Source organism: Streptomyces murinus (assembly GCF_002154555.1).
In the GTDB taxonomy this organism is placed as follows: domain Bacteria; phylum Actinomycetota; class Actinomycetes; order Streptomycetales; family Streptomycetaceae; genus Streptomyces; species Streptomyces murinus.
In genome coordinates, this window is the sequence record NZ_MUNF01000175.1 from 1 (window position 1) to 21,878 (window position 21,878).

The 21,878-nt window shown below is 71.0% G+C and carries 20 protein-coding genes and 1 tRNA gene; 8 read left to right on the top strand and 13 right to left on the bottom strand.

Annotated elements, in window-relative coordinates; translation table 11 throughout:
* On the bottom strand, positions 1-564 hold a 564-nt coding region (locus tag CCN72_RS12845; protein WP_208637994.1), incomplete at its 3' end, for an HAD-IA family hydrolase.
* A gap of 169 nt (positions 565-733) precedes the next feature.
* Positions 734-1,315 carry a TMEM165/GDT1 family protein gene (locus CCN72_RS12850; protein ID WP_086807640.1) on the bottom strand — a complete coding sequence of 194 codons (582 nt, stop codon included), beginning with the start codon at positions 1,313-1,315 and terminating at the stop codon, positions 734-736.
* A gap of 377 nt (positions 1,316-1,692) precedes the next feature.
* Between CCN72_RS12850 and CCN72_RS12855 the strand changes: the two genes are divergently transcribed.
* Positions 1,693-2,337 carry an HNH endonuclease family protein gene (locus CCN72_RS12855; protein ID WP_086807641.1) on the top strand — a complete coding sequence of 215 codons (645 nt, stop codon included), beginning with the start codon at positions 1,693-1,695 and terminating at the stop codon, positions 2,335-2,337.
* Between the two features lie 158 nt (positions 2,338-2,495).
* Here the strand turns inward: CCN72_RS12855 and CCN72_RS12860 are convergent, their stop codons facing one another.
* The 3 genes from CCN72_RS12860 to CCN72_RS12870 form a co-directional block, all read right to left on the bottom strand.
* The gene (locus CCN72_RS12860; RefSeq protein ID WP_085564526.1) at positions 2,496-3,119 is read right to left on the bottom strand and encodes a DedA family protein; all 624 of its coding nucleotides are present in this window, start codon (positions 3,117-3,119) and stop codon (positions 2,496-2,498) included.
* 157 nt (positions 3,120-3,276) lie between these two features.
* The gene (locus tag CCN72_RS12865; protein WP_086807642.1) at positions 3,277-3,735 is read right to left on the bottom strand and encodes a DoxX family protein; all 459 of its coding nucleotides are present in this window, start codon (positions 3,733-3,735) and stop codon (positions 3,277-3,279) included.
* 283 nt (positions 3,736-4,018) lie between these two features.
* Positions 4,019-4,267: a DUF2277 domain-containing protein gene (locus CCN72_RS12870; protein WP_086807643.1), complete on the bottom strand. Its 249-nt coding sequence runs from the start codon at positions 4,265-4,267 to the stop codon at positions 4,019-4,021.
* A 280-nt stretch (positions 4,268-4,547) separates the two neighbouring features.
* On the opposite strand from CCN72_RS12870, the gene helR reads away from it, so the two are divergent.
* The 3 genes from helR to CCN72_RS41670 are packed head-to-tail and all read left to right on the top strand — an operon-like array spanning position 4,548 to position 7,994.
* A complete protein-coding gene (gene helR / locus CCN72_RS12875; protein WP_086807644.1) occupies positions 4,548-6,734 on the top strand; it encodes an RNA polymerase recycling motor ATPase HelR in 2,187 nt (728 codons plus the stop codon).
* Positions 6,735-6,785: 51 nt separating this feature from the next.
* Complete coding sequence (locus tag CCN72_RS12880; protein ID WP_086807645.1) at positions 6,786-7,139, top strand: hypothetical protein; 354 nt, start codon at positions 6,786-6,788, stop codon at positions 7,137-7,139.
* Between the two features lie 57 nt (positions 7,140-7,196).
* Positions 7,197-7,994 (top strand): lysoplasmalogenase family protein, encoded by a 798-nt coding sequence (locus CCN72_RS41670; RefSeq protein ID WP_086807655.1) that lies wholly within the window; start codon positions 7,197-7,199, stop codon positions 7,992-7,994.
* On the opposite strand, the gene CCN72_RS12890 is transcribed toward CCN72_RS41670, so the two are convergent.
* Positions 7,954-8,025 (bottom strand) — tRNA-Val (locus CCN72_RS12890). The two genes, CCN72_RS41670 and CCN72_RS12890, sit on opposite strands and share 41 nt — an antisense overlap.
* A 281-nt stretch (positions 8,026-8,306) precedes the next feature.
* On the opposite strand from CCN72_RS12890, the gene CCN72_RS12895 reads away from it, so the two are divergent.
* Both CCN72_RS12895 and CCN72_RS12900 read left to right on the top strand, forming a co-directional pair.
* On the top strand, positions 8,307-9,710 hold the full coding sequence (locus CCN72_RS12895) for a coiled-coil domain-containing protein (RefSeq protein WP_086807646.1): 1,404 nt from the start codon (positions 8,307-8,309) through the stop codon (positions 9,708-9,710).
* A 107-nt stretch (positions 9,711-9,817) separates the two neighbouring features.
* Entirely contained in the window at positions 9,818-10,375 is a 558-nt protein-coding gene (locus CCN72_RS12900; protein WP_086807656.1) for a DUF4383 domain-containing protein, read from the top strand.
* Here CCN72_RS12900 and CCN72_RS12905 read toward each other — a convergent pair.
* The 3 genes from CCN72_RS12905 to CCN72_RS12915 all read right to left on the bottom strand — a co-directional run bounded on the left by CCN72_RS12905 (position 10,363) and on the right by CCN72_RS12915 (position 15,162).
* Positions 10,363-11,505: an amidase domain-containing protein gene (locus tag CCN72_RS12905; protein ID WP_244174212.1), complete on the bottom strand. Its 1,143-nt coding sequence runs from the start codon at positions 11,503-11,505 to the stop codon at positions 10,363-10,365. The genes CCN72_RS12900 and CCN72_RS12905 overlap by 13 nt on opposite strands.
* 174 nt (positions 11,506-11,679) lie before the next feature.
* The gene (locus CCN72_RS12910) at positions 11,680-12,981 is read right to left on the bottom strand and encodes a polysaccharide deacetylase family protein (RefSeq protein ID WP_086807648.1); all 1,302 of its coding nucleotides are present in this window, start codon (positions 12,979-12,981) and stop codon (positions 11,680-11,682) included.
* 45 nt (positions 12,982-13,026) lie between these two features.
* Positions 13,027-15,162, bottom strand: coding sequence for a transglycosylase domain-containing protein (locus tag CCN72_RS12915; protein ID WP_086807657.1), 2,136 nt, complete (start codon positions 15,160-15,162; stop codon positions 13,027-13,029).
* Positions 15,163-15,443: 281 nt separating this feature from the next.
* On the opposite strand from CCN72_RS12915, the gene CCN72_RS12920 reads away from it, so the two are divergent.
* Positions 15,444-15,650 (top strand): FmdB family zinc ribbon protein, encoded by a 207-nt coding sequence (locus tag CCN72_RS12920; protein ID WP_086807658.1) that lies wholly within the window; start codon positions 15,444-15,446, stop codon positions 15,648-15,650.
* Between the two features lie 52 nt (positions 15,651-15,702).
* Here CCN72_RS12920 and CCN72_RS12925 read toward each other — a convergent pair whose 3' ends face one another.
* The 3 genes from CCN72_RS12925 to CCN72_RS12935 are packed head-to-tail and all read right to left on the bottom strand — an operon-like array spanning position 15,703 to position 20,194.
* Positions 15,703-16,518, bottom strand: a complete 816-nt coding sequence (locus CCN72_RS12925) for an HAD family hydrolase (protein WP_086807649.1) — start codon at positions 16,516-16,518, stop codon at positions 15,703-15,705.
* The gene (locus CCN72_RS12930; protein WP_167408674.1) at positions 16,518-18,992 is read right to left on the bottom strand and encodes a phosphoribosyltransferase; all 2,475 of its coding nucleotides are present in this window, start codon (positions 18,990-18,992) and stop codon (positions 16,518-16,520) included. Before CCN72_RS12930 ends, CCN72_RS12925 begins: the two co-directional genes overlap by 1 nt.
* Before the next feature lie 35 nt (positions 18,993-19,027).
* Positions 19,028-20,194 carry an HpcH/HpaI aldolase/citrate lyase family protein gene (locus tag CCN72_RS12935; RefSeq protein WP_086807651.1) on the bottom strand — a complete coding sequence of 389 codons (1,167 nt, stop codon included), beginning with the start codon at positions 20,192-20,194 and terminating at the stop codon, positions 19,028-19,030.
* A 179-nt stretch (positions 20,195-20,373) separates the two neighbouring features.
* On the opposite strand from CCN72_RS12935, the gene CCN72_RS12940 reads away from it, so the two are divergent.
* A complete protein-coding gene (locus tag CCN72_RS12940) occupies positions 20,374-21,135 on the top strand; it encodes a TerD family protein (RefSeq protein ID WP_086807652.1) in 762 nt (253 codons plus the stop codon).
* Positions 21,136-21,151: 16 nt separating this feature from the next.
* On the opposite strand, the gene CCN72_RS12945 is transcribed toward CCN72_RS12940, so the two are convergent.
* A complete protein-coding gene (locus CCN72_RS12945; protein WP_086807659.1) occupies positions 21,152-21,877 on the bottom strand; it encodes a TerD family protein in 726 nt (241 codons plus the stop codon).
* Between the last annotated feature and the right edge of the window lies 1 nt (position 21,878).

The window sequence follows — 21,878 nt, forward strand, 5'->3', positions numbered from 1 at the left end:
CACCACGACCATCCCCGCGGCCCGGCCCGCCTCGATCCCCGCGCCGGAGTCCTCGAAGACGACGCACTCGGCCGGGGCGACGCCCAGTTCGGCGGCGCCCTTGAGGAAGCCCTCGGGGTCCGGCTTGCTCGCGCCGACCGATTCGGCGGTGACCCGGACCTCGGGCAGCGGGAGTCCCGCCGCGTTCATCCGGGCGGTGGACAGGCCGACGTCCGCCGAGGTCACCAGGGCGTGCGGCAGATCACGCAGCGCGGCGAGGAAGACCGAGGCCCCGGCGATCTCGATCACGCCGTCCATGTCCGCGGTCTCCTCGGCGAGCATCCGCGCGTTCTCGGCGAGGTTCTGCTCCACGGGCCGCTGGGGCAGCAGCGCGGCCATCGTGGCGTGCCCCTGGCGGCCGTGGACGACCTTCATCACGGCGTCGCCGTCCAGCCCGTGCCGTCCCGCCCAGCGCCGCCAGACGCGTTCGACCACGGCATCCGAGTTGACGAGGGTGCCGTCCATGTCGAGCAGCAGGGCGCCGGCGTCGAGGACGGCGGGGGCGGGCGTGGGGGTGGCCGTCATCGGCAGTTGCTCCAGGAACGAGAGGCCCCGCACGGGCGCGGCGGGGAGGGACAAGGCGGCCCCGCCCGCCGGTCAGGGAAAACGAGCGGGAGCCACTTTGTTCTCCTACGGTACAAAACCCGGCGGCATTCCCGCCACCGCCCCCGCGATGATTCACCTGACGTTCAGCTCAGCCCGCGACCGCCTCGTACAGACTCCAGGCGCCGAGGCCCACCATCAGCAGCGCCGCGATCTGTGTGATCAGCCGCAGCGGAACCTTCTTCATCAGGGCCTTTCCGCCCACGATGCCGAGTCCGGCGACGGCCCACAGACCGAGCACCGCGCCGAGGCCGACGGAAATCGGATCGTCGTAGCGGGCGGCGAGGTTGGCGGTCATGATCTGGGTGAGATCGCCGAACTCGGCGACCAGGATGAGCATGAAGCCCGTCCCCGCCACCTTCCAGAAGGACTGGTCGGCGGGCTTCCTGATCTCCTCCTCGCCCTCCTCCTTGTGCAGCAGCAGCATCGCGGCGCCACCGAGGAAGAGCAGACCGGTGATGGCGTGCACGAGCCGCTGGGGCAGCAGGGTGAGCACGCTGCCCGCGGCCACCGCGAGCACGACATGCACCAGGAAGGCCGCGGCGACACCCGCGAAGACGTAACCGGCGCGATAGCGGGTGCCGAGCACGAGACCGGCGAGCGCGGTCTTGTCCGGCAGTTCGGCGAGGAAGATGACGCCGAAGACGAGCGCCGTCACGGTGATGCTGATCAAGGGTCCTCAATCGGTCGGGGCCACCCCACCGAGAGTGCGCTGCATCTTCCGACGACACCTCGGCACGGCAGCACACTCGGCGCCCGCACCTTCTCGCGCGGACGTGCACTGCTTTGCCGAAGGTCTCGCTGGCGGTACCGAGGGTCCGCCTCCGGGCGCCGGCTCAGGCTCGCTGAGCAGTATGTCGACGGTCCGGCGAAGAGCTACTCCCCTTCTGCGCTCCCCATGATACGGGACGGCAAAGTCCACCCCTCAACCTTGCATTGACATGCGCATGTCACTAACTTCTTACCGGGCGCTCACCCTCCGGTAACTCCTCGTCGCGAGCATTCCCTGACTCGTGGCCCAAAACCCCACCCCCACAAGGGAGTTCAGCAATGCCCAAGTTCTACGCGCGTGGACGTCTCAGCGTACTCGCCGGCCTCACCGGCCTGATCGCCACCGCCGCGCTGTTCAACTCCCCCAGCGCCTCCGCGGCCCTGCCCACGCCGATCGCCGGGTCCACCGCCCGCAGCTACCTCTCCCAGCTCACCGTCGCCGCCGAGGACCGCACCGGCTACAGCCGCGACAAGTTCCCGACGTGGATCACCATCGAGGGCACCTGCAACACCCGTGAGTACATCATCAAGCGGGACGGCACGAACGTCGTCACCAACTCCGCCTGCACCGCCACCAGCGGCAGCTGGTACTCGCCGTACGACGGCGCGACCTGGACCTCCGCCTCCGACGTGGACATCGACCACCTCGTGCCGCTGGCCGAGGCCTGGGACTCCGGCGCGAGCAAGTGGACCACCGCCCAGCGCCAGGCGTTCGCCAACGACGTCACCCGCCCCCAGCTCCTCGCCGTCACGGACAACGTCAACCAGTCCAAGGGCGACCAGGACCCGGCCACCTGGATCCCGTCCCGCACCGCGTACGACTGCACGTACGTCCGCGCCTGGGTGCAGGTGAAGTACTACTACAACCTGTCCGTCGACCCGGCGGAGAAGACCGCGCTCCAGAAGGACCTCTCGGGCTGCTGACCGAAGCCCCACGCGCGAGAGCCCGGCCGGATCGACTCCGGCCGGGCTCTTCGCCGTCACGACGGTGGCAACTGTTGCTGCCTGTCCGGCTGTTGCGGGCCTGTACGGCTGCTACGGCTGCTACGACTGCTACGACGATGCCGCGCGCGGCCGCGGTCTCAGGAAGCGGGCTGCCTGCGCATCAGGAAGCCCGCCGCCGCGCCCGCCCCGAACAGCGCGGCCAGGGACACCCCGGTCGCCAGCCAGGTGGCGCCGAGCCAGCGCGCGCCGAAGTAGCCGAGGGCGACGCTGTAGGCGGCCCAGGACAGACCGGCGAGGGCGGACCAGGGCAGGAAGTCACGGGCCCTGCGGTGGGCGGCGCCGGCCCAGAAGGAGACGACCGAGCGCCCGGCGGGCGCGAAGCGGGCGAGGACGACGAGCGCGCCGCCGCCCCGGGCCAGCGCGCCACCGAGACGTTCCTGCGCGGTGGTCAGCCGCCGGGAGCGGGCTATCGCGCGGTCCAGCCGCTCCCCGCCCCGCCAGGCCAGCCGGTAGGCCACCAGATCGCCGAGGACCGAGGCCGCCGCGGCCAGCAGGACCAGGGCCAGCAGGGACGGCACCCCGTGCGGGACCCGGCCGGTCGCCGCGCTCGCCGCGCCCGAGCCCGCGGCCGCCGCCGTGCCCGCGGTGATGACGAGCACACCGCTCGGCAGCACCGGCAGGAACACGTCCAGCAGCACGGACAGGGACACCACGGCATAGATCCACGGTCCGGCCGCCAGCGACCCCACGCTCTCGAACACGTCTTCTCCTGTTACTTCCCCCGATGACAGCCGTACAGCGTACGCCGAGGGTGTGACAGGAGGTGCGCGGGGGGCCACGGAACCGGTCGAACGGTACGGCGCCCCGCCCCGGCCGGGCCGGAGCGGGGCGCCGTGGGGACGACGCGGGAGAGTCCCGTCACACGGCTATCGGGGCCTGCTCCGGGACGCGCTCGCCCTGCGCCGCCGCGCGCCGGACGAAGAGCCGGTCGAGGCCGAAGGCGCCGGAGCCGGTGAAGACCAGCAGGAGGAAGGCCCAGCAGAACATGACCGCGGGCTCACCGCCGTTCTGGATGGGCAGCAGCGCGTGCTGCTGGTGGATGTCGAAGTACGCGAACGCCATCGAGCCGGAGGCGATCAGCGCGGCACCGCGGGTGCCGAGGCCGACGAGCACCAGGGCGCCGGCGACCAGCTGGATCACGGCCGCGTACCAGCCGGGCCAGGTGCCGGTGGCCACGGTGCCGCCATGGGTGCCCACGGCCCCGCCGAGGACGCCGAAGAGCGAGGCGGCGCCGTGCGCGGTGAAGAGCAGGCCGACGACGATGCGGAACAGCCCGAGAGCGTAGGGCTGTACGGAGTTGAGGCGAGCGGAAGGCATGGGAGGTTGACCCTCTCGGTGTCGGACGAGCCCGCCGGGGACAGGCGGACCGATGGGGGTGGCGGTACCGAATGAGGGGTATAGGTTAGGCGTACCTAACCAGTGCTTGCAAGTTCAAGTTTTGGCCAACGTTCCACGTCAGGTGAGAGCCCTGCCCCTGACCCGACAGCATGTAGGGTCGTATGGGCCCGCGTCCGGGCACACGAAAAGATGACCGAAACTGGCCCTGGCCGACCGGATCGACCGCATGAAAGGCGCCACGAGGGACGCTACGGGCGTGGTGTTACGGGCGTTCTTCCGCTTCCGTAACAGCGCGTGGCACGTGCCCGCGCACCTCGAGACCGTCGAGCAGTTCGGCCGTGGCACGGGCGACGGCGGCCACGGCGGCGTCGAAGACCTCGCGGTTGTGGGTGGCGGGGGCACGAAAGCCCGAGACCTTGCGCACGTATTGCAGCGCGGCGGCGTGGATGTCCTCCTGCGTGGCCTCGGTGGGCAGCACGGGCGGACGCAGCGTCTTGATACTCCGGCACATGCCTTCAGTCTCGCGCCGCGGCCGGTGCGGCGAGAGGGGCGCGGGAGAAACAGACAAAAAGGGGGGAAGCGCGGGAGGCGCCGGGATGGAAAAAATAGCGGCAAGGACGTCACCGGACTCCTTGCCACTTTCAACGTATAGCGCATGGGGGGCCTTGCGGCAAGGCCCCCCTGATGCCGCAGAATCGCCCGTCTGGTCCAAAAGCCGCCGAATCGGGGAGCCGAGAGCACCCCTTCTCTCCCCGTCCCTTTCTTGAACCTTCTTGAACCGGAGCCTCCCCGTGTCCACCGCCACCAGCGCCTTCGATCTCCCCGACCGCCTCTCCGCCAAGGCCGCCCCGGAGCTGATCGCCACCGACGAGGCGCACTTCGCGGCGATCGCGCGATGCCTGGAGCGGACCATCGCCGAGGTCTCCGACCAGCTCGACCAGGAGCGCCGGGCCCCCGGCGGACTGGGCCGGCAGGCGCTGGACCGGGACGCCGAGGTGCACCGGCTGACCACCCGCCTGCGTGCCCTGCGCCGCTTCGGCCTCGACCTCTGCCTCGGCCGCATGGTGAGCGCCGAGCACCCCGGCGAGCCCGTCTACGTCGGCCGGCTCGGCCTGACCGACCACACCGGCCGCCGGCTGCTGCTGGACTGGCGCTCCCCGGCCGCGGAGCCCTTCTTCGGCGCCACCCACGGCAATCCCATGGGCCTGGCGAGCCGCCGCAGATACCGCTGGGCGGACGGCCGTGTCCGCGACTACTGGGACGAGGTGTTCGCCCCGGACGCGCTGGACGGGCATGCCGCGCTGGACGACCAGTCGGCGTTCATCGCGAGCCTGGGCGGCAACCGCTCGCCGCGGATGCGCGATGTGCTCGGCACCATCCAGGCCGACCAGGACGCCATCATCCGGGCCGGCTCGCGCGGCGCCCTCGTCGTGGACGGCGGCCCCGGCACCGGCAAGACGGTCGTCGCCCTGCACCGCTCCGCCTACCTCCTCTACTCCGATCCGCGGCTCGGCCACCGGCGCGGCGGGGTGCTGTTCGTCGGCCCGCACCGGCCGTATCTGGCGTACGTCGCCGATGTGCTGCCGAGCCTCGGCGAGGAGGGTGTGCAGACCTGCGTCCTGCGGGACCTCGTCGCCGAGGGCGCCACCGCGCGCACCGAGCCCGACCCCGAGGTCGCCCGGCTGAAGTCGTCCGCACGGCTGGTGGGGGCGATCGAGCGGGCCGTACGGTTCTACGAGGAGCCGCCCACCGAGCCGTTGAAGGTCACCACCCCCTGGGGCGAGCTGGAACTGACCGTCTCCGACTGGGAGTCGGCGTTCGACTCGGCCGAGCCCGGCACCCCGCACAACGAGGCACGCGCACAGGTCTGGGACGAGCTCCTCACCCTCCTGGCCGATCGGCACGAAGGCGCCCCCACCGAACTCCTGCGCAGGTCGCTCGCGGGCGACCGGGAGCTGCGCACGGCCTTCGACCGCTCCTGGCCCCTGCTGGAGGCGGCCGACCTCGTCGGCGACCTCTGGTCGGTACCGGCGTATCTGCGGCTGTGCGCCCCCTGGCTCACCCCGGCGGAGGTACGACTGCTGCGGCGCGCGGACGCGCAGGCCTGGACGGTGTCCGACCTGCCGTTCCTGGACGCGGCACGGCAGCGGCTCGGCGACCCGAAGGCGGCGGTGCGCGAACGCCGGCGCAAGGCCGCGGTCGCCGCGGAACACGCGCGGATGGCCGGCGTCATCGACAACATGCTCCAGGCCGACCACGACGGCGAGGGCGCGGTGACGATGCTGCACGGACAGGATCTGCGGGACGCCCTGATCGACGAGACGGTGCTGCCCACCGCCGAACCGGACGCGCTCGCGGGGCCGTTCGCGCACATCGTGGTGGACGAGGCGCAGGAACTCACCGACGCGGAATGGCAGATGCTGCTGTCGCGGTGCCCGTCGCGCAGCTTCACCATCGTCGGCGACCGCGCCCAGGCCCGGCACGGATTCACCGAGTCCTGGCAGGAGCGGCTCGCCCGAATCGGCTTCGGCCGGATCGAGTTGGCCGGTCTGACCGTCAACTACCGTACGCCGAAGGAGATCATGGCGGAGGCCGAGCCGGTCGTAAGGGCCGCGCTGCCGGACGCCAATGTGCCGACCTCGATCCGCGGCAACGGCCTGCCGGTGGGCCGCGGTTCGGCGGCCGACCTGACCGCGGTCCTCGACGACTGGCTCGCCGCGCACCCCGAGGGGACCGTCTGCGTCATCGGAGACCCGGCCTTCCGCCCGTCGAGCCCCCGGGTCCGCTCGCTGTCCCCCGGCCTGTCGAAGGGCCTGGAGTTCGATCTGGTGGTACTGGTGGATCCCGAGCGTTTCGGGGAGGGCGTGGCGGGCGCCGTGGACCGTTATGTGGCGATGACCAGGGCCACTCAGCAGCTGATCATCCTCACGAGCCCCACCGCGGGGGCCGCCCCTGTCGATGAACACCCGTTCGGATGAACCTCTCGATCGACCTCGCAACCGTAAATCGAACAGGCGTAGCATTGCGGCGTGGCTACGACCTATGAATTCCCCAGTGACCTCCTCGCCGGCCAGGAGGAGCTGCACCAGGTCAGGGCCGAGCTGTCGGCCCTGCTCAGGCGACTGCCCTGGTCGGTCGAGCCGGTCGACGGCTTCAGTGACGACAACGGCTGGCGCAAGGTGGAGCGCCCCGCCTCCCCGGGCTGGACGGCCGACGAACAGGCCGAGGTGGAGAAGCTCCGCCGCCGCGAACACGAGCTCGCGGTGTTCATCAGCACCCACCGCTTCTGGGCCGAGGTCGCGGCCGAACAGCGCATGCAGGCCCGCAGCCGCCTGAAGCACGTCCACGAGGAAAAGGCTCCCGGGGCCCCCGGAAACTCGTAACGATCAATCTGGTCCAACCAGTTGACCACCACCCCCGGTGCCTCCACTCTGATCGCCATGGCTGAGGGACATATACCGGAGCGAGGCGGCCCACGACCGGCTCTCCAGCGTCCGGCGCGGACGGCCGGGACGTCGCCGCTGATCGTGGTCTTCGCGGTGCTGTGCGTCGTCGAACTCATCGGGGTGGCGACCGGGAGGCACGCCGTGGAGTGGGTCGCCAAGCCTCTCCTGGCCCCGCTCCTGGCCGCCCACCTGTGGCGCCTGACCGGCACCCGGCACGCCTACGTCCTGACCGGGCTGCTGCTCGCCGCCGCCGGGGACATCGCCCTGCTGATCCCCGGCACCCCGGCCTTCGGCACCGGCCTCGCCCTCTTCCTGGGCGCCCAGCTCTGCTGGATCACGGCCTTCCTGCGCGCCGGCGCCCTCGGCCATCTGCGCACCCGCCGCGCGGTCTGCGCCGCCTACCTCGCGGTCTGGGCCGCCGCCGTCGCCGCCCTCGCCCCCACCCTCGGACCAGCCCTGGGCTCCGCCGTGGCCGGCTACGCCCTCGCCCTGCTCACCATGGCCCTGACCGCCCGCGTCCTCGGCCCCAAGGCCCTCTGGGGCGGCCTGGTCTTCGTCGCCTCCGACTCCCTGATCGGCCTGGGCGCCGCGGGCCTCGACTTCCCCGGCCGCTCCACCCTCTGCATGACCACCTACATCGCCGCCCTGGCCCTCCTGGTCACCGCCTTCACCACCCACCCCACCCGGGCCACGGCCCAGCCCCAACACAAAGAGCCCCCGGCCACATTCGGCCGGGGGCTCTCCCCATCGGTGGGCGCGGACGGTTTCGAACCGCCGACATCCTGCTTGTAAGGCAGGCGCTCTACCCCTGAGCTACGCACCCGTGTCCCGGGCACTGCCCAGGTCGAGTCGACAGCCTACCTTGCCCGAGCCGGTGCACGGCAAACCCGAACGCTCACCGTGGATTCGGACGGCTCGGTGCGCCGGGCGCGAGCCGCATGCCCGGCAGCAACGGGCGGATCCGTGCAGCGGGCACCGCGTGATCGGCGACTCCGCCGACGGAAAGGTCACAGCCCGGACGGTGAACTGACGGGCCCGTGTGTTCGTCTGTACGGGGTGGGAGAATGGCACCACCCAGGGCGGACCACAGCACGGGAGAGGGATGTGACGGCGAGACCGGGCACGCCAGTGACACAGCCGTACCCACCGTCGTCCACCGCGAGGACCCGGCATGGGGCCACCGCCGCGCTCCGCGACACCCTCACCCTGATGAGCCTGCCGGCGCTCGTCGTGCTCGCGCTGCCCGCCGCCTTCGCGGGCGGTGGCACCCGGCGCTGGTTCGGCGGGCGGGCGGAGAGCCAGCGGGCGCAGGCGCAGGAGGCGAAGGACGCGGCGGCGGCCGCGTTCTACGAACTGGACACCGCGCAACGGGATCTGCGGATCTCCATCGAGACCATCACGGCGGTCGACGACTCCCCCGCCGCCCGGCGTGCCGCCTCGGACTTCGAGGGCCTCGGCCGGCGGATCGACGAGGTCAGCCGGCGGTACATCCAGGCGGTCGACGCCCATGATCTGGACCGGGCCGACCTGGAGGCTTCGGCTGCGACACGGGCGCGCGCCGAGCTGACGGCGGCGCGGGACGAGCTGGTGCGGGTCAAGCAGGAGCTGGAGCGCTTCGGCGGCTCGCTCGGTCCGCTGCTGGGTTCGGCCGAGACGCTGCTCGCCCGGGTGGCGCCCGCCGTGGAGCGGGCCCGCCAGGCGCTGCTGGCCGCGAGCAACGCGCTGGACGGCGTCCGGGAGCAGGGGCTGCGCGCCGATGACCTCGCGGGCCGGCTGGCCGCGCTGGCGCCCGAGCTGACGAAGCTGAACCAGGGCGCGGGGCAGCACGGGGTGCAGCAGACGCTGGAGCGGGCCGAGCGGGTGCAGCGGGAGGCCGGGGCGATCCGGGCGGAGGCCGAGGGGCTGCCGGAGAAGGCGGCCGAGATCGACCACCGGCTGGTCTCGCTGCGGACCCGCGCGCAGGCGCTGACCACGCGGGCCGGGCAGGTGGATCCGGTGCTCAGCGAGTTGCGGCGGCGGTTCACGGCGGCGTGCTGGCAGGACCTCCAGCAGGTACCGGCCCAGGCGGGGGAGAACGTACGGCAGGCCGAGCGGAAGCTGGCCGAGGCGAAGGCGGCGCGGGACGCGCAGCGCTGGGCGGAGGCGACCTCGCTGCTGTCGACGGTGCGGGCGCTGCTGAACGCGACGGACGACGCGGTCTCGGCCGCCGGTGACCGGCTGGCGCGGCTGAACGCGGTGCAGAAGGATCCGCAGGCGGAGATCGAGCGGACGCGGTTCGCGATCCGGGACGCGCAGCGGCTGGCGATGACGGGGCGGGCGACGCCGGATCCGCGTCATGCCCGGCCGCTGGACGACGCGGTGACGCGGCTGGACCGGGCGGTCGCGGGTCTTGAGGGCGGCCGGCATCCGGACTACTGGCACTTCCTGACCGAGACGGACGCGGTGCGGCAGGCGGCGGCGCAGGTGGTGGCGCGGATCCGGGAGGAGCGCGGGGGCGTCGCGCACTGAGGCCGCGGCGGGTCGTCATGTTGCCGGGTGACCCGGTTCGGGCGGATATTTATGAGAGCCACGTTCTGGGATGGATGGCCGCCGCCAGCGCCCCGAGGGAGGCCGAGATGGCCACGCACGCAGCGCATACGCACGACAAGCAGCGGATCCGGTTCGATCAGCATCTCCCCGTCGATCACCGGCTGAATCTGGTGTACCGGATCGGTGCGGGGCTGATCGGCGCGTTCCTCGTCGTCTTCGGCATCCTGGGTCTGATCAACCACATCGGGTTCTTCGACATCGGCGGTGCGACGGTCGCCGGTCTGAACACGAACGGCACGCTCAGTGTGCTGTCGATCTGCATCGGCGCGCTGTTGCTGGTCGGCATGGTGATCGGGGGGAACGTCGCGTCCACGCTGAACATGGTGCTGGGCATCCTGTTCCTGCTGAACGGGTTCCTGTTCCTGGCCCTGCTGGACACTCCGGACAACTTCCTGGCGTTCAGGATCCAAAATGTGCTGTTCAGCTTTGTGGTGGGGCTGCTGCTGATGACCTTCGGGATGTACGGCCGGGTCGGTCACGCGCTGCCGCACGACAATCCGTACTGGCGGGCCCGCCACCCCGAGGCCGCTCCGCAGGAGCAGGAGGGCCCGGGGCGGCAGGACCGGCGCGGTCAGGTCCTGTAGGCGTAGTAGTACGCCGTCGGGTAGGACGCGACCAGGCTGGCCACCGACCTGTTGTAGGTGTTGGTGGAGTGGTACGTCACGTACGGCACGCCGGAGGCGTCCCGGTAGGTGACGACCATGGTGTGGTCCTTGGACCCGTCCCGGTCGAAGTCCATCTGGATCACGTCACCGAGGTCCGCCTGGTACACGTTGGCGAGCGGGGTGACGCGCTTGGAGGACAGCGCGAACCAGGAGAACTCGTTGACGCCGACGAAGGAGTCGGACTGGATGTCGGCGGTGCCGAACCACTTGGTGTAGTCGTCGGTGTAGCCGGGGACGTGCTTCCAGCCGCCCGCCTTGAGCACCTGGCTGACGAAGTTGGTGCAGTCGCCGCCGGCGCCCTCGCCGTTGTAGTTCGGGTACGCGGTGTTGTAGTGGTTCCAGTACTTCTGCGCGTACGTGACCATCGCCTTGTAGTCGTACGTACCCCCGGTGAGCTTCTTGGGGTTCGCCGGTGCCGGGTAGCTGATGGCCGCGCGGGGCGCGGTGGGCGGGCCGTCGTCGGAGGAGGACGAGGGCGAGGGCGACGCCGAGGTGTTGTCCTTGGGCACGGAGGGCGTTTCGACCTGGTTGACGGCGAGGTAGCCGTCGTCCGTGTCCTTGATGCCCGTGAGCTGCCAGTCCCCGTGCCGGCCGGCCTGGAAGGTCAGCTCGTGGTGGGCCTGGAATCCCGTGGTCTTGGGGCCCTTGGCCGAGGTGGTGCCCGGCTTGTAGGTCAGCGACGTGGTCTCGGTGACGGCGACCTTGGCGCTGTGCCCGTGTACCTCGGTGGCGTCGAGCGTCACCGAGGTGCTGCCGGCGCTGTACTTCTCGCCCAGCTTGGCGAGGCGGTCCTTGCGGGCGCGCAGCTGGCCGAGGGCGGAGGACTGCTGGTGGCTCTGGCCGCCGGAGAGGCGGACGGAGCCGTGGAAGCCCTTGGTGTGCTGGGTGCGGGCGCTGGTGGAGCCGTCCACCAGCGCCTGGGTGCGGTCGGTGAAGACCGCGTCGGCGAGCTTCTGGAAGGTCGCCTTGGTGGCCGCGTCCACGGTCGGGTCGTTGGTGACCGCCGCGCCCGCGCTCCAGTTGGGTATGAGCGCCACTCCGGCGACCACGGCGGCGGCGGAGGCCCCGACGATGGTGGTGCGACGCCCCTTACGGCTGAGTCTTCTTGACTTCAATGATGTTCCCCTCTATGCCGGTACACCTACCGGGAGGGGGCATCTTCGCATGGCTTCCGGGGCGCGTGTGAAGGGGGTTGCACAAGTGGAACCTGGCCTGCGTTTATGTCATTTGACGACGGTGGACCAGTCCGGGGACTGGGCGGGGTCGAGGCTGCGCAGCGCGGCCAGTGTCGAGGGCTTCTGGACGTCCATCCAGTCAGCGAGTTCCTTGAAGGAGACGCACTTGACGCCCTTCTTGGTGCAGATCTTCGGGATGATCTGGTCGATGGACTTCATGTAGATGCTGCCGTTCCAGTGCTCGAAGTGGTTGCCGATGAACAGCGGTGCGCGGCTGCCGTAGTAGACGCGGTTGAAGCCGGCCATGTAGGAGTCGACCGTCTGCTGTTCCCACTGCGCGTACTTGGCCGGGTCGCCGTCCGTCTCGCCGTTGGACTGGTTGTAGAGGAAGTTGAAGTCCATGGACAGGCCCTGGAACTTGCCGTTCTCGTACGGGAGCATCTGGAGCGGGAAGTCCCAGACGCCGTCCTTCTTGGCGGGCCATATCTGGAAGTCGCCCGGGGAGCTGGCGTCGTAGCGCCAGCCGTAGCTCTTGATGGCCTTCAGCAGGTTGGGCTGGCCCTCCAGGCAGGGCGCGCGGCCGCCGGTGACCTCCTGCTTGAAGTCGAAGGGCAGGGGCGGGATGTCGGTGTATCCGGTGTTTGTCTTCCAGTTCTCCACAAAGGAGTAGAACTGGTCGATCTCGCTCTTCCACTGCTGGACGCTCCAGTCGCCGCCGCCCTTGGCGCCGCAGAAGTGGCCGTTGAAGTGGGTGCCGATGTCGTTGCCCTGCTCGTAGGCGAGGCGGAGCTGTTCCAGGGTGGTGCGGATGTGCTCGTCGGTGGGGTAGTCGATGGCGGCGTCGCCGGCCTCGTGCATCGGGCCGTGGTAGAGGTCCTTCTTGCTCTTGGGCAGCAGGTAGATGCCGGTGAGGAAGAAGGTCATGTGGGCGTTGTACTCCTTGGCCATCTCCCGGTAGTGCGAGAAGAGATGGTCGTCGCCCTCCAGGGCGCCGTCCCAGGAGAAGACGACGAACTGGGGCGGCTTCTCACCGGGTTTGAGCGGTACGGGCTTCAGGGTGCCCTTCTGCGGTCCGGTGTCGGAGGTGGAGCCGTCGCCGAGGACGTGGGTCTTGCCGTCCCAGGTGGCGGTCGGGGAGGGCGCGGGGCCGCCCGCTTTGCCGCCCTTGCCGGAGGCGGCGGTGGGCGTGGTGTCGTCGGGGCGGCTCAGGGCGAGGTAGCCGGCCACCAGGGAGGCCACGACGAGGAAGGCGGCGAGCGTGAAGATCTGCGGGCGGGTGGCGGCGGGGACGCGGCGGCGGCCGGGGGCGCGACGCCGTCCCCGGCCCGTCTGTTGCTTCTTGCGAGACATGCGCGGCTCAATCTCCGTGTGGTCGAGGGTTCGGGGCCCGGGCGGTCAGTCCAGGCCCATGGCGGCCGACCAGAGGGCGTAGGGCACGGTGTCCGGCGAGGTGCCCGCGAGGCCCTTCAGGGGTAGCGGTTCCAGGGACTTGGCCAGGTCCATGCGGTAGACGACGACCGCCGTGGACACGGAGTCGGCCGTGCCGGCGTACCAGGCGGCGGTGTTCAGGCCCGTGTCGTCCTCGTCGGTGGTGCCCTGGTCGGCGGTCCCGGCCTTGCCCGCCGCGTCCGGGGCGGTGACGCCGGGGTGGGCGGCGCGGAAGGAGTCGGTGAGCGCCTGGTCGACGTCCTTCGCGACCTCGGGGCCGATCGCGCGGGTGGGGCGCGGGGTGGCCAGGGCGACGGGGGCGCCGTTGCGGGTGATACGGCGCACCGAGTACGGCTCCGTGTGGGTGCCCTCGGCCGCGAAGGTGGCGTATCCGCTGGCCATCCGGATGGCGCTGGGCGTGGAGCTGCCGAGCGAGAGGGTGGGCACCTGGGGGCCGATGCTGTTGGACAGCAGTCCGGAGGCCTGGGCGGTCTGGCGGACCTGGCCGAGGCCGGTGTCCATGCCGAGCTGCATGAACGGGGTGTTGACCGATTTGGCGAGGGCCTCGCGCAGGGTGATCTCGCCGTACGACTTGTTGCCGTCGTTGTGTGCGGAGACCTTCTTGCCGCTGCGGTCCCAGTAGGGGCCCTCGGGGGTGGTGACGGGCACGGCGTCGTCGCCGTCGTAGACGCTGTCCGGGGTGACCGGGGTGGCGGGCCCGCCGCGTGTCTTGTGGACGCCGTGTTCGAGCCCGGCGGCGTAGACGAAGGGCAGGAAGGCGGTGCCGGCCGGGACGGTGGTCGCGTTGGACTCGTTGTAGCCCTGGGTGCGGTGGTCGGGGCCGCCGTAGACGGCGAGGATCCGGCCGTCGGTGGCGACGGAGGCGGCCCCGTAGTGGCCGTTCTTCGCGGCGTCGGGGTTGTCCTGCTTGGCCTTTTTGCGGGCCTTGGTGACGGCGTCGGTGAGTGCCTTCTCCCGCTTGCGGTCGAAGGTGGTGTAGATCTGGTAGCCGCCGAGGTCGAACTGCTGGTCGGTCAGGTGCGCGGACTTCTTGGCGTACTGGGAGGCCAGCTCCACCAGGTAGTCGCTCTGCTCGCCGGTGTTGTACAGCGGGTTGGACTTCAGCGGCTCGGGAAACGTCTTGTACTGGGCGCGCTGGGCCGGCGTCAGCTTGTGGATCTTGACCATGCGGTCGAGGATCCAGGACCAGCGTTCCTCGGCCCGCTGGTGGTTGGCCTTGCTCAGGGTGGGGTCGTACAGGCCCGCGCCCTTGAGCAGCCCGGCGAGCATGGCCGCCTCGGACACGTTGAGCTTGCTGACGTCCTTGCCGTAGTAGGCCTGGGAGGCGCGCTGGATGCCGTAGGTGCCGCGGCCGAACCAGCTGGTGTTGAGATAGCCCTGGAGGATCTTGTCCTTGCTCATCTTGTTGTCGAGCTTGAGCGAGATCATCGCCTCGGTGAACTTACGGCTGACGGTCTGGTTCTGGTTCAGATAGACGTTCTTCACGTACTGCTGAGTAATAGTGGAACCGCCCTGGGTGTCCCCCTCTCCCACGGTGCGGAACAGGGCGCGGCTGATGCCCTTCACGGAAATTCCGGGGTCGGAGTAGAAGGTCTCGTTCTCCGCGGCGAGCACCGCCCAGCGGACGTCCGGGGGGATGTCCTTCAGGGGCATCGCCTGGCGCTGCACCCAGCCCGTACGGGCCATCGGGGTGCCGTCGGACCAGAAGTAGACGTTGTCCTGCTGGGTGGCGTACGAGTTCAGGTCGCTCGGTATGTCGGTGAGCGCGTAGGCGGTCACCAGGAAGGCGCTGAGCAGGCCGAAGGAGGCGAGGGTGCCGCCGAGCCACTGCCGCCAGGAGGGCATCCAGCGCCGCCAGCCGCTGCGGCCGGGGCGGGGGTAGGCGGGCTTGAGGCGCCGTGCGTAGGGCGCGAGCGGGCGCAGGTACGGCGCGAGCCGGCGCGTCAGTGGCGCCAGCAGGCCCAGTATTCGGGCCGTCACGCTCCCCGCGCGCTCCCGTGCGGAGGGGCGCGCGCTGCGCCTGCGCTCGGCCCGTCCGCCGCCGGACGGCGGCTCGGGCGGCGCGGGCACGCGCAACTGCATCGTCTCGTCGGCCCTGAGAGCGTCCACTCTCAGATGCAGGGTCCGGTCGGCGTCGAGCGGCTGCTCGCCCCGGCCGGAACGGCCCTCCCCTTGCGACGCATCGGTCACTATGCGTCTCCCCTCCGCACTCGCTCCTGCTCGCGCGGTGAGCTGAGCGTCCTCGCAACGGCGTTCACAAGTTATCAGCGAAGTTTTCGATTCCTCCGCACGAGTACCGGGTGTATCCCAACACTCATCAAACATTGAGACGCCACGTTTGCCCCCACGGTTACGCTGTGCTCATGCCTCGCTATGAATACCGCTGCCGGAGCTGCGGCGACACGTTCGAACTGAGCCGGCCGATGTCGGAGTCGGCGGCACCGGCGGAATGCCCCGCCGGCCACGCGGACACGGTGAAGCTGCTGTCCGCGGTGGCGGTGGGCGGCAGCTCATCGGCTCCGGCATCCAGTGGTGGTGGAGGGTGCTGTGGCGGGGGCTGCTGCGGGTAGTCCCCCAGGTGCCGCGCCGTGGTTGCCGATCGCGTAGTTCCCCGCGCCCCTTTCAGGGGCACTGCTGCTTGGCCCCTCGCAGGAACTCCCGCAAGATCCGCTCCCCCGCCAGGACTCCCCGCTCCGGCAGCGCGCTGATCCGCGGCGCCAGCCACTCCGTCTCCGCCAGTTCGCCGTGGCCCGGTCGCCAGCCCCGGTCCGCGGCCAGCAGGAGGTCGGCGTCCAGCAGCGAGTCACCGGCGGCCAGGGTCAGCTCCGCGCCGGTGCGCCGGGCCACCTCGTGGACGGCGGCGCTCTTGGTGAGCGGCTTCGGTACGGCGTAGAGCTTGCGGCCCTGGAGGGAGACGGTCCAGCCGCGGTTCTCGGCCCAGGCGGCGAACTCCTTCACCCACTCCGGGGGCAGCAGCTCGCGCTCGACCACGAGATAGGCGAACAGGTCCTCGGCGACCCGCTGCTTGCGCAGCCACACCGGGTCGGCCGTCCGCGTCAGCTGCTCCTGGACCTCGGCCAGCGGCGCGCACTCGTCGGCGAGCCGGGCCAGCACCCGGGCGTGCCAGTCGGTGTCGGTGACACCGTCGACCAGCAGATGGCCGCCGTTGGCGCAGATCGCGAACGCGGGCTGCGGGCCCGGCAGATTGATGCGCTGGTACTGCTTGCGGGTCCGGGTCGTGGTCGGCACGAACACGGCCGCGTCCCCGAGCTCGGTCAGCAACTGCGCCGCCGTCTCGGTCATGTACGACAGCGGTCTGCTCTCGTGCACCTCCACGCACAGCAGCCGGGGCGCGCGGGCGTCCGGCATGGTCAGCGCGAGGGCCGCCGAGGAGTAGATCAGCGTACGGTCGAGATCGCTCGCCACCAGCACCGGCATCAGACGTTCACGGCCTTTCCGTCGGCGCCGGTCGCCCCGCGCGTGTACTGGGGGTGGATCAACCCGACACAGGTGTACGGCAGTTCGTCCACCTCCTCGACCGGCACCCCGCGCTGCCGGGCGAGCAGCCGGACATGGTCCAGGTCGGCGCCCGCGCCCTTGTGCGCGAGGATCTTCCAGGGCACCCGGCGCAGCAGCACCCGGGTGGTCTCGCCGACGCCCGGCTTGACGAGGTTGACGTCGTGGATGCCGTACTCCTCGCTGATCCGCTCGACGGCCCGCCAGCCCGCCCAGGTCGGTGTGCGGTCCTCGGCCAGCAGTTCCTTGACCGCCTCCGCCACGTCCTCGGTGACCTCACGGAAGCGTGCCTCGACGGCGTCGAGGAAGGCCACGGAGACATCGGCGCCGGCGAGTTCACGGTAGAACTTCGCGCCGTGGAAGTCGTCGGGACCGACCAGGTCGGCGCGCAGGACCGTACGGGAGATCAGCCCGGAGACGGTCGAGTTGAGGCAGGCGGAGGGGATGAGGAAGTCCTCGCGGGTGCCGTAGGTGCGCACGCAGGAGCCCGGGTCGGCGAGTACGGCGATCTCCGGGTCGAAGCCGCTGACGCCCTCCGCCTTCTCGAACTCCTCGACGGCACGGGCGAGTTCACGGGTGATGGCGCCCTTGCCCGTCCAGCCGTCCACGAACACGACGTCCCTGGGGTCGTGATGGGCGGCGAGCCAGCGCAGCGCGTTGGCGTCGATGCCCCGGCCGCGCACGATCGACACGGCGTAGTTCGGCAGTTCGAGGCCGTGCCGGAAGCGCGCCCAGCGACGCATCAGCACCCCGACCGGGGTCCCGGCGCGGGCCAGCGACACCAGCACCGGGCGCGGCGACCGCTCGGCGAGGACCGTCTCGGTGACCACGCCGACGGCGCGGGCGATCCGCGCGGCCGAGGTGTCGAGGGCCGCGTGGAACAGCTCCTGGTACTGCGCGCTGGGCTGGTACTCCACCGGCAGCGACTCGGCGTAGTGCGCTCCGCCGCTCTGGATGGCCTCCTCGCGCTCCTCGGTCGGCGCCTCCAGGGTGACGTCGGAGAGGTCCTGGAGCAGCCAGCCGACCTCCTCGGGCGGGTACGAGGAGAATGCGGGGCCGCGGAGGGGCTCGGGCAGCATGGCCGGCCTTTCGGGAGCGCCCGGGGGCGCGGGGACGTAGGAGGGGACGACCGCGAGCAGTACGTGCGGCACCTGCTCGGCGAGCCGCGCGAGCAGGCCGTCCGGCGCGTGCAGCGCGGGGGTGTCGCCTGCCGAGTCGACCACGGCGACGACGGCGTCGAATCCGCCGCCCGCCACGTTGTAGGCGTACCGCTCGCCCGGCCCGTCGGCCGGGTCGTCGTGCGCCGGGAAGACGATACGGCTGCGGATCGCGTACCCCGGGTCGTCCACCGCGAGCACGGGCGACCGCGTGGTGGTGGAGAACCGCACCTCGCCGTCCAGCGTGCGCTCCAGCTCACCGGCGAGCCGCAGGGGGGCGTACATCAGCTCCTCGAAGCCGAGGACCAGGACGCTGCGGGCATCGGCGGGCAGGGCGTCGGATATGCGGCCGGCCATCGCGGGGAGGGCGGCTTCGAGGCGGGCGCGGTGGCCGGGGGTGAAGCCGTGCCGGCCGCCGTCGGGAAGTCCGGCGGGCCAGCCGAGGTCCACGGTCCTGGGGGCGCGGGGCGCGACCTGCCGTGGCTCCGCATGGGCGCGACCGGCCGCCTCATGGCGGCCCACCAGCTCCTGCCCCTTCTCCAGGACGTCCGCCGGAAGCACCACCGTGCCCGAGACCGCGGCGACGAGATCCACCCGCGCCCCGATCTCCGCCGCGAACTCCTCCAGCCGCCGGACGTCCTGCGCCGACCGCATGTCCACCAGCGCGACCACCACGTACCGCTTGCGCGGATAGCGGGCGTGCAGATCGCGGATCGTGTTCAGCACCGTGTTCCCGGTGGAGAACTCGTCGTCCACCAGCACCAGCGGCCCGTGCCCGGCCAGCAGCGCGGGATCCGAGGGCAGCAGCAGATGCGAGGTGGCGTGGGAGTGCGACTCCTCGAACCCGCCCGCGGGGGCCACCCCGGCGACCGGACGGCGCGTGGAGTGCAGATACGGCGCCGTGCCGAGCCCGTCGGCCACCGCGTGCCCCAGTCCCGTCGCGGTCTCCGCGTACCCGAGGACGACCGCGCGGGCCGTCTCCTCGGGGCCGAGCAGCGCGTGCACCCTCCGGCCGAGCCGCACCCCATGGCCGTACACCACCGAAGGTGTCTGCGGTACGTGCTTGCCGAGCACATGGGAGACCAGCAGATGGGCCCGCTTGGGGTTGCGGCGCAGGGCGAGGCCCAGCATGGCCCGCAGTTCCTCGCCGCCCCGGCCGTCGTCGCCCTGGAGTCCGACCCCGAGTCGCTCGGCGACCCAGCTGCCGGACCAGACCCCGTCGTTCACTGCGTTGTTCATGCGTTCCTTGGATGCGTTTCCCGGTGCGGGAGAGGTCAGTCGGGTATTCCGGCGGCGAGCAGTTCCACGAAGTTGACGTCCTCGTGCGCGACGCCGAACACCTCCGCGCGCAGCAGGGTCCGCTCGGCCCAGGCGCGGTGGGGTTTCACCTCGTTCATCTTGTTCGTATAGGCGGACCTGAGGACACCCCCGCCGCCGCGTTCCGGCCGCAGGATGTCCTGGGCGTCGCTGTACTCCTCATGGCTGACCACGGACAGCGTGTGCACGGGCAGGACGTGGGAGGGGTGGATGCAGGTCTTGCCGAGCAGGCCGTTGGCCTGGTCGAGGGAGATCTCGCGCAGCAGCCCGTCCATGGCGTGCTCCAGCAGCTTCTCGCGCAGCTCGACGGCCTGCATCTCAAGGAAGGGGCTCTGCCGCAGCTGGGGCTTGAACATGCGCTCGGAGAGGCGGAAGTACTCCCACACCGGCCCGGTGACCGTGAATCCGGTGCCGTCGGCGCGGCCCAGCATGTTCACCACGTCGGCGATGACGGAGGCGACGACCTGGACGTCGTAGGCGGTCATGTCGGGGGCGCGGCGCAGGCCGTAGGAGGAGCAGAAGTCGGTGACACCGAGGCGCAGCGCGAGGACGCGGTCGCGGTACTTGTCGACGGCGCGGAAGATGCCCTCCAGCGTCTCCACGCGCGACTCGCGGTAGAGCAGCTCCGGGGACTCCAGGACCGGCATCGCGAAGAGCCGGTGTCCGGCGTCCGCCTCGGCGGCGGTCAGGGCCTCCAGGAAGGGCAGGCCGCGCTCCCCGGTGAACTTGGGCAGCACGAATCCGGACAGCAGCCGCACGGACGCGCCGAGCCGGCGCACGAGGTCGGGGATCTGCTCGGGGGTGCGTACCCGGATGAACAGCAGCGGGGGCTCGGCGCCCGCCCGGGAGTCGAGGTCGGCGAACTGCCGGACCAGGTTCTCCTCACCGGCCGCCACATCCGCGTCGCCGATGGAGTCCTCCAGGCACAGCACCATGGAGACCACACCGTTGCCCGCCTGCCGGAGGATGTCGTCGGCGAGCCGCGGCCGGGTGGCCGGGCTGTACAGCGTGGCGCCGAGGGCGGCGGCGAGCAGCCGGGCCGGGGAGTCGGCGGTGAACTCGCACGGCTCCCGGTGGAAGAGGCGCTGCCGGGCCTCGGGGGCGATGTGCCCGAAATGACGCATAGGACTCCCCCAAGAGTCGCAACCCGGGATTGAGGATTCGGTAAAGGGTGGCCGGTAATAGTACGTAGGGTGACCTGTCCGAGGTTCCCTCCTGGCGTGAATTTCCGGTAACTCCACTGTGTCGGTCACCGGCACCCCCCGCATTGTCGTGGCCAGGACCGAGAGGGCAGGATGACGGCATGACGCACGCGATGCTGAAGGGGTCGAACGTCCCGCTGGAGGCCACCACGGTGCGCGCCGTGCTGCGCTGGACGCCGGGGACGTCGGTCCCGGACGTGGACGCCTCGGCGCTGCTGCTGGGCCCCGGCGGCCGTGTGCGCTCGGACGAGGACTTCGTCTTCTACAACCAGCCCCGGCATCCCTCGGGGAAGGTGTGGCGGCTGGGCAAGAAGCGGGTCACCGAGGGTCTGACCGACACGATCCAGGCGGAGCTGACCGGGGTCGAGCCGGAGATCGGGCGGATCCTGCTGGTCGCGTCCGCGGACGGGATCGCCTTCGACCGGGTGCCGAACCTGAGCATCACCTTGTACGACGCCGCCGTCGCCGACGCCGAGCCGTGGGCGGTGTTCGAGATCAAGCCGGAGACCGGCGCGGAGACGGCGATGATCTGCGGCGAGCTGTACCGCCGCGGGGAGGGCTGGAAGTTCCGGGCGCTGGGCGAGGGCTATTCCAACGGTCTCAAGGGCCTGGCCACGGATTTCGGCATCTCGGTGGACGAGTCGGAGGAGCAGGCGCCGCCCACGGTGGACGAGGGGGTCACGGTCTCCCGGCCGCTGCCCCCGGAGCAGCCGACGTCGGCGGTGCCGCCGCAGCCGGGATACGCCTTCCCCCCGCCGGCCTCGGCACCGACGTACGGCTATCCGGGACCCATGCCCGTGCCCTTCACTCCTGACCCGAACTTCCGGCTGCCGCCGCAGGGCCCGCAGTTCATCGGGCGGTAGCGGCCGGCGGCGGGGACTAGACCTTCGTCTTGTAACCCCGGCCCCACTGGAGCCCCCACCCGTACAGCCGGTCCAGTTCGGCCTGGAAGCCGTAGACGAACTTGACCTCGCGGCGGACCATCAGCTCGCCCTTGACGTTCTCGATGAGCAGGACGGCGCAGGAGCGGGCCTGGGGGTGCCGTTCGTCCAGGCTGATCTCCAGGCGGGGGCCGCTGCTGGGGTACAGGGTGACGAGGGCGTGGGTGCGGTCGAACGCCGGGGTCTGGTCGTAGATGTAGACGAAGACCAGGATCCGTTTGATGGACTCGCGGTGGTCGAGGTTGATGTACATCGTCTCGCCGGAGCCGGAGCCGAACCGGTCGTCACCGCTGATCTTGATGTACGGCACCGCGTTGATGTCGCCCAGGTAGTCGCCCAGCGGCTGTACGACGCCCTTGGTGCCGTCGGTCAGCTCGTACAGGCAGCCCAGGTCGAGGTCGACGTCGACCATGCTCTGTCCGTGGCCCTGGATCTCCGGCGGCTTCAGGGCCTTGAGGGGGTGCCGCAGCAGGCTGGGGCGCTGGGCGCCGAAGTCGGAGGTGCGCATCCGCCAGGTGAGGTTGACGCGCAGATGCCCGGTGGCCGCGCCCTGCTTGGTGAGGGAGGCCGACTGGCGCCGCTTGGTGAGCTCGATGGCGTTGGTGGCGTTGCCGGAGTCGAAGTCGACCGCGCGTGCGCCCAGCAGTCCGTCGAAGAAGCCCATG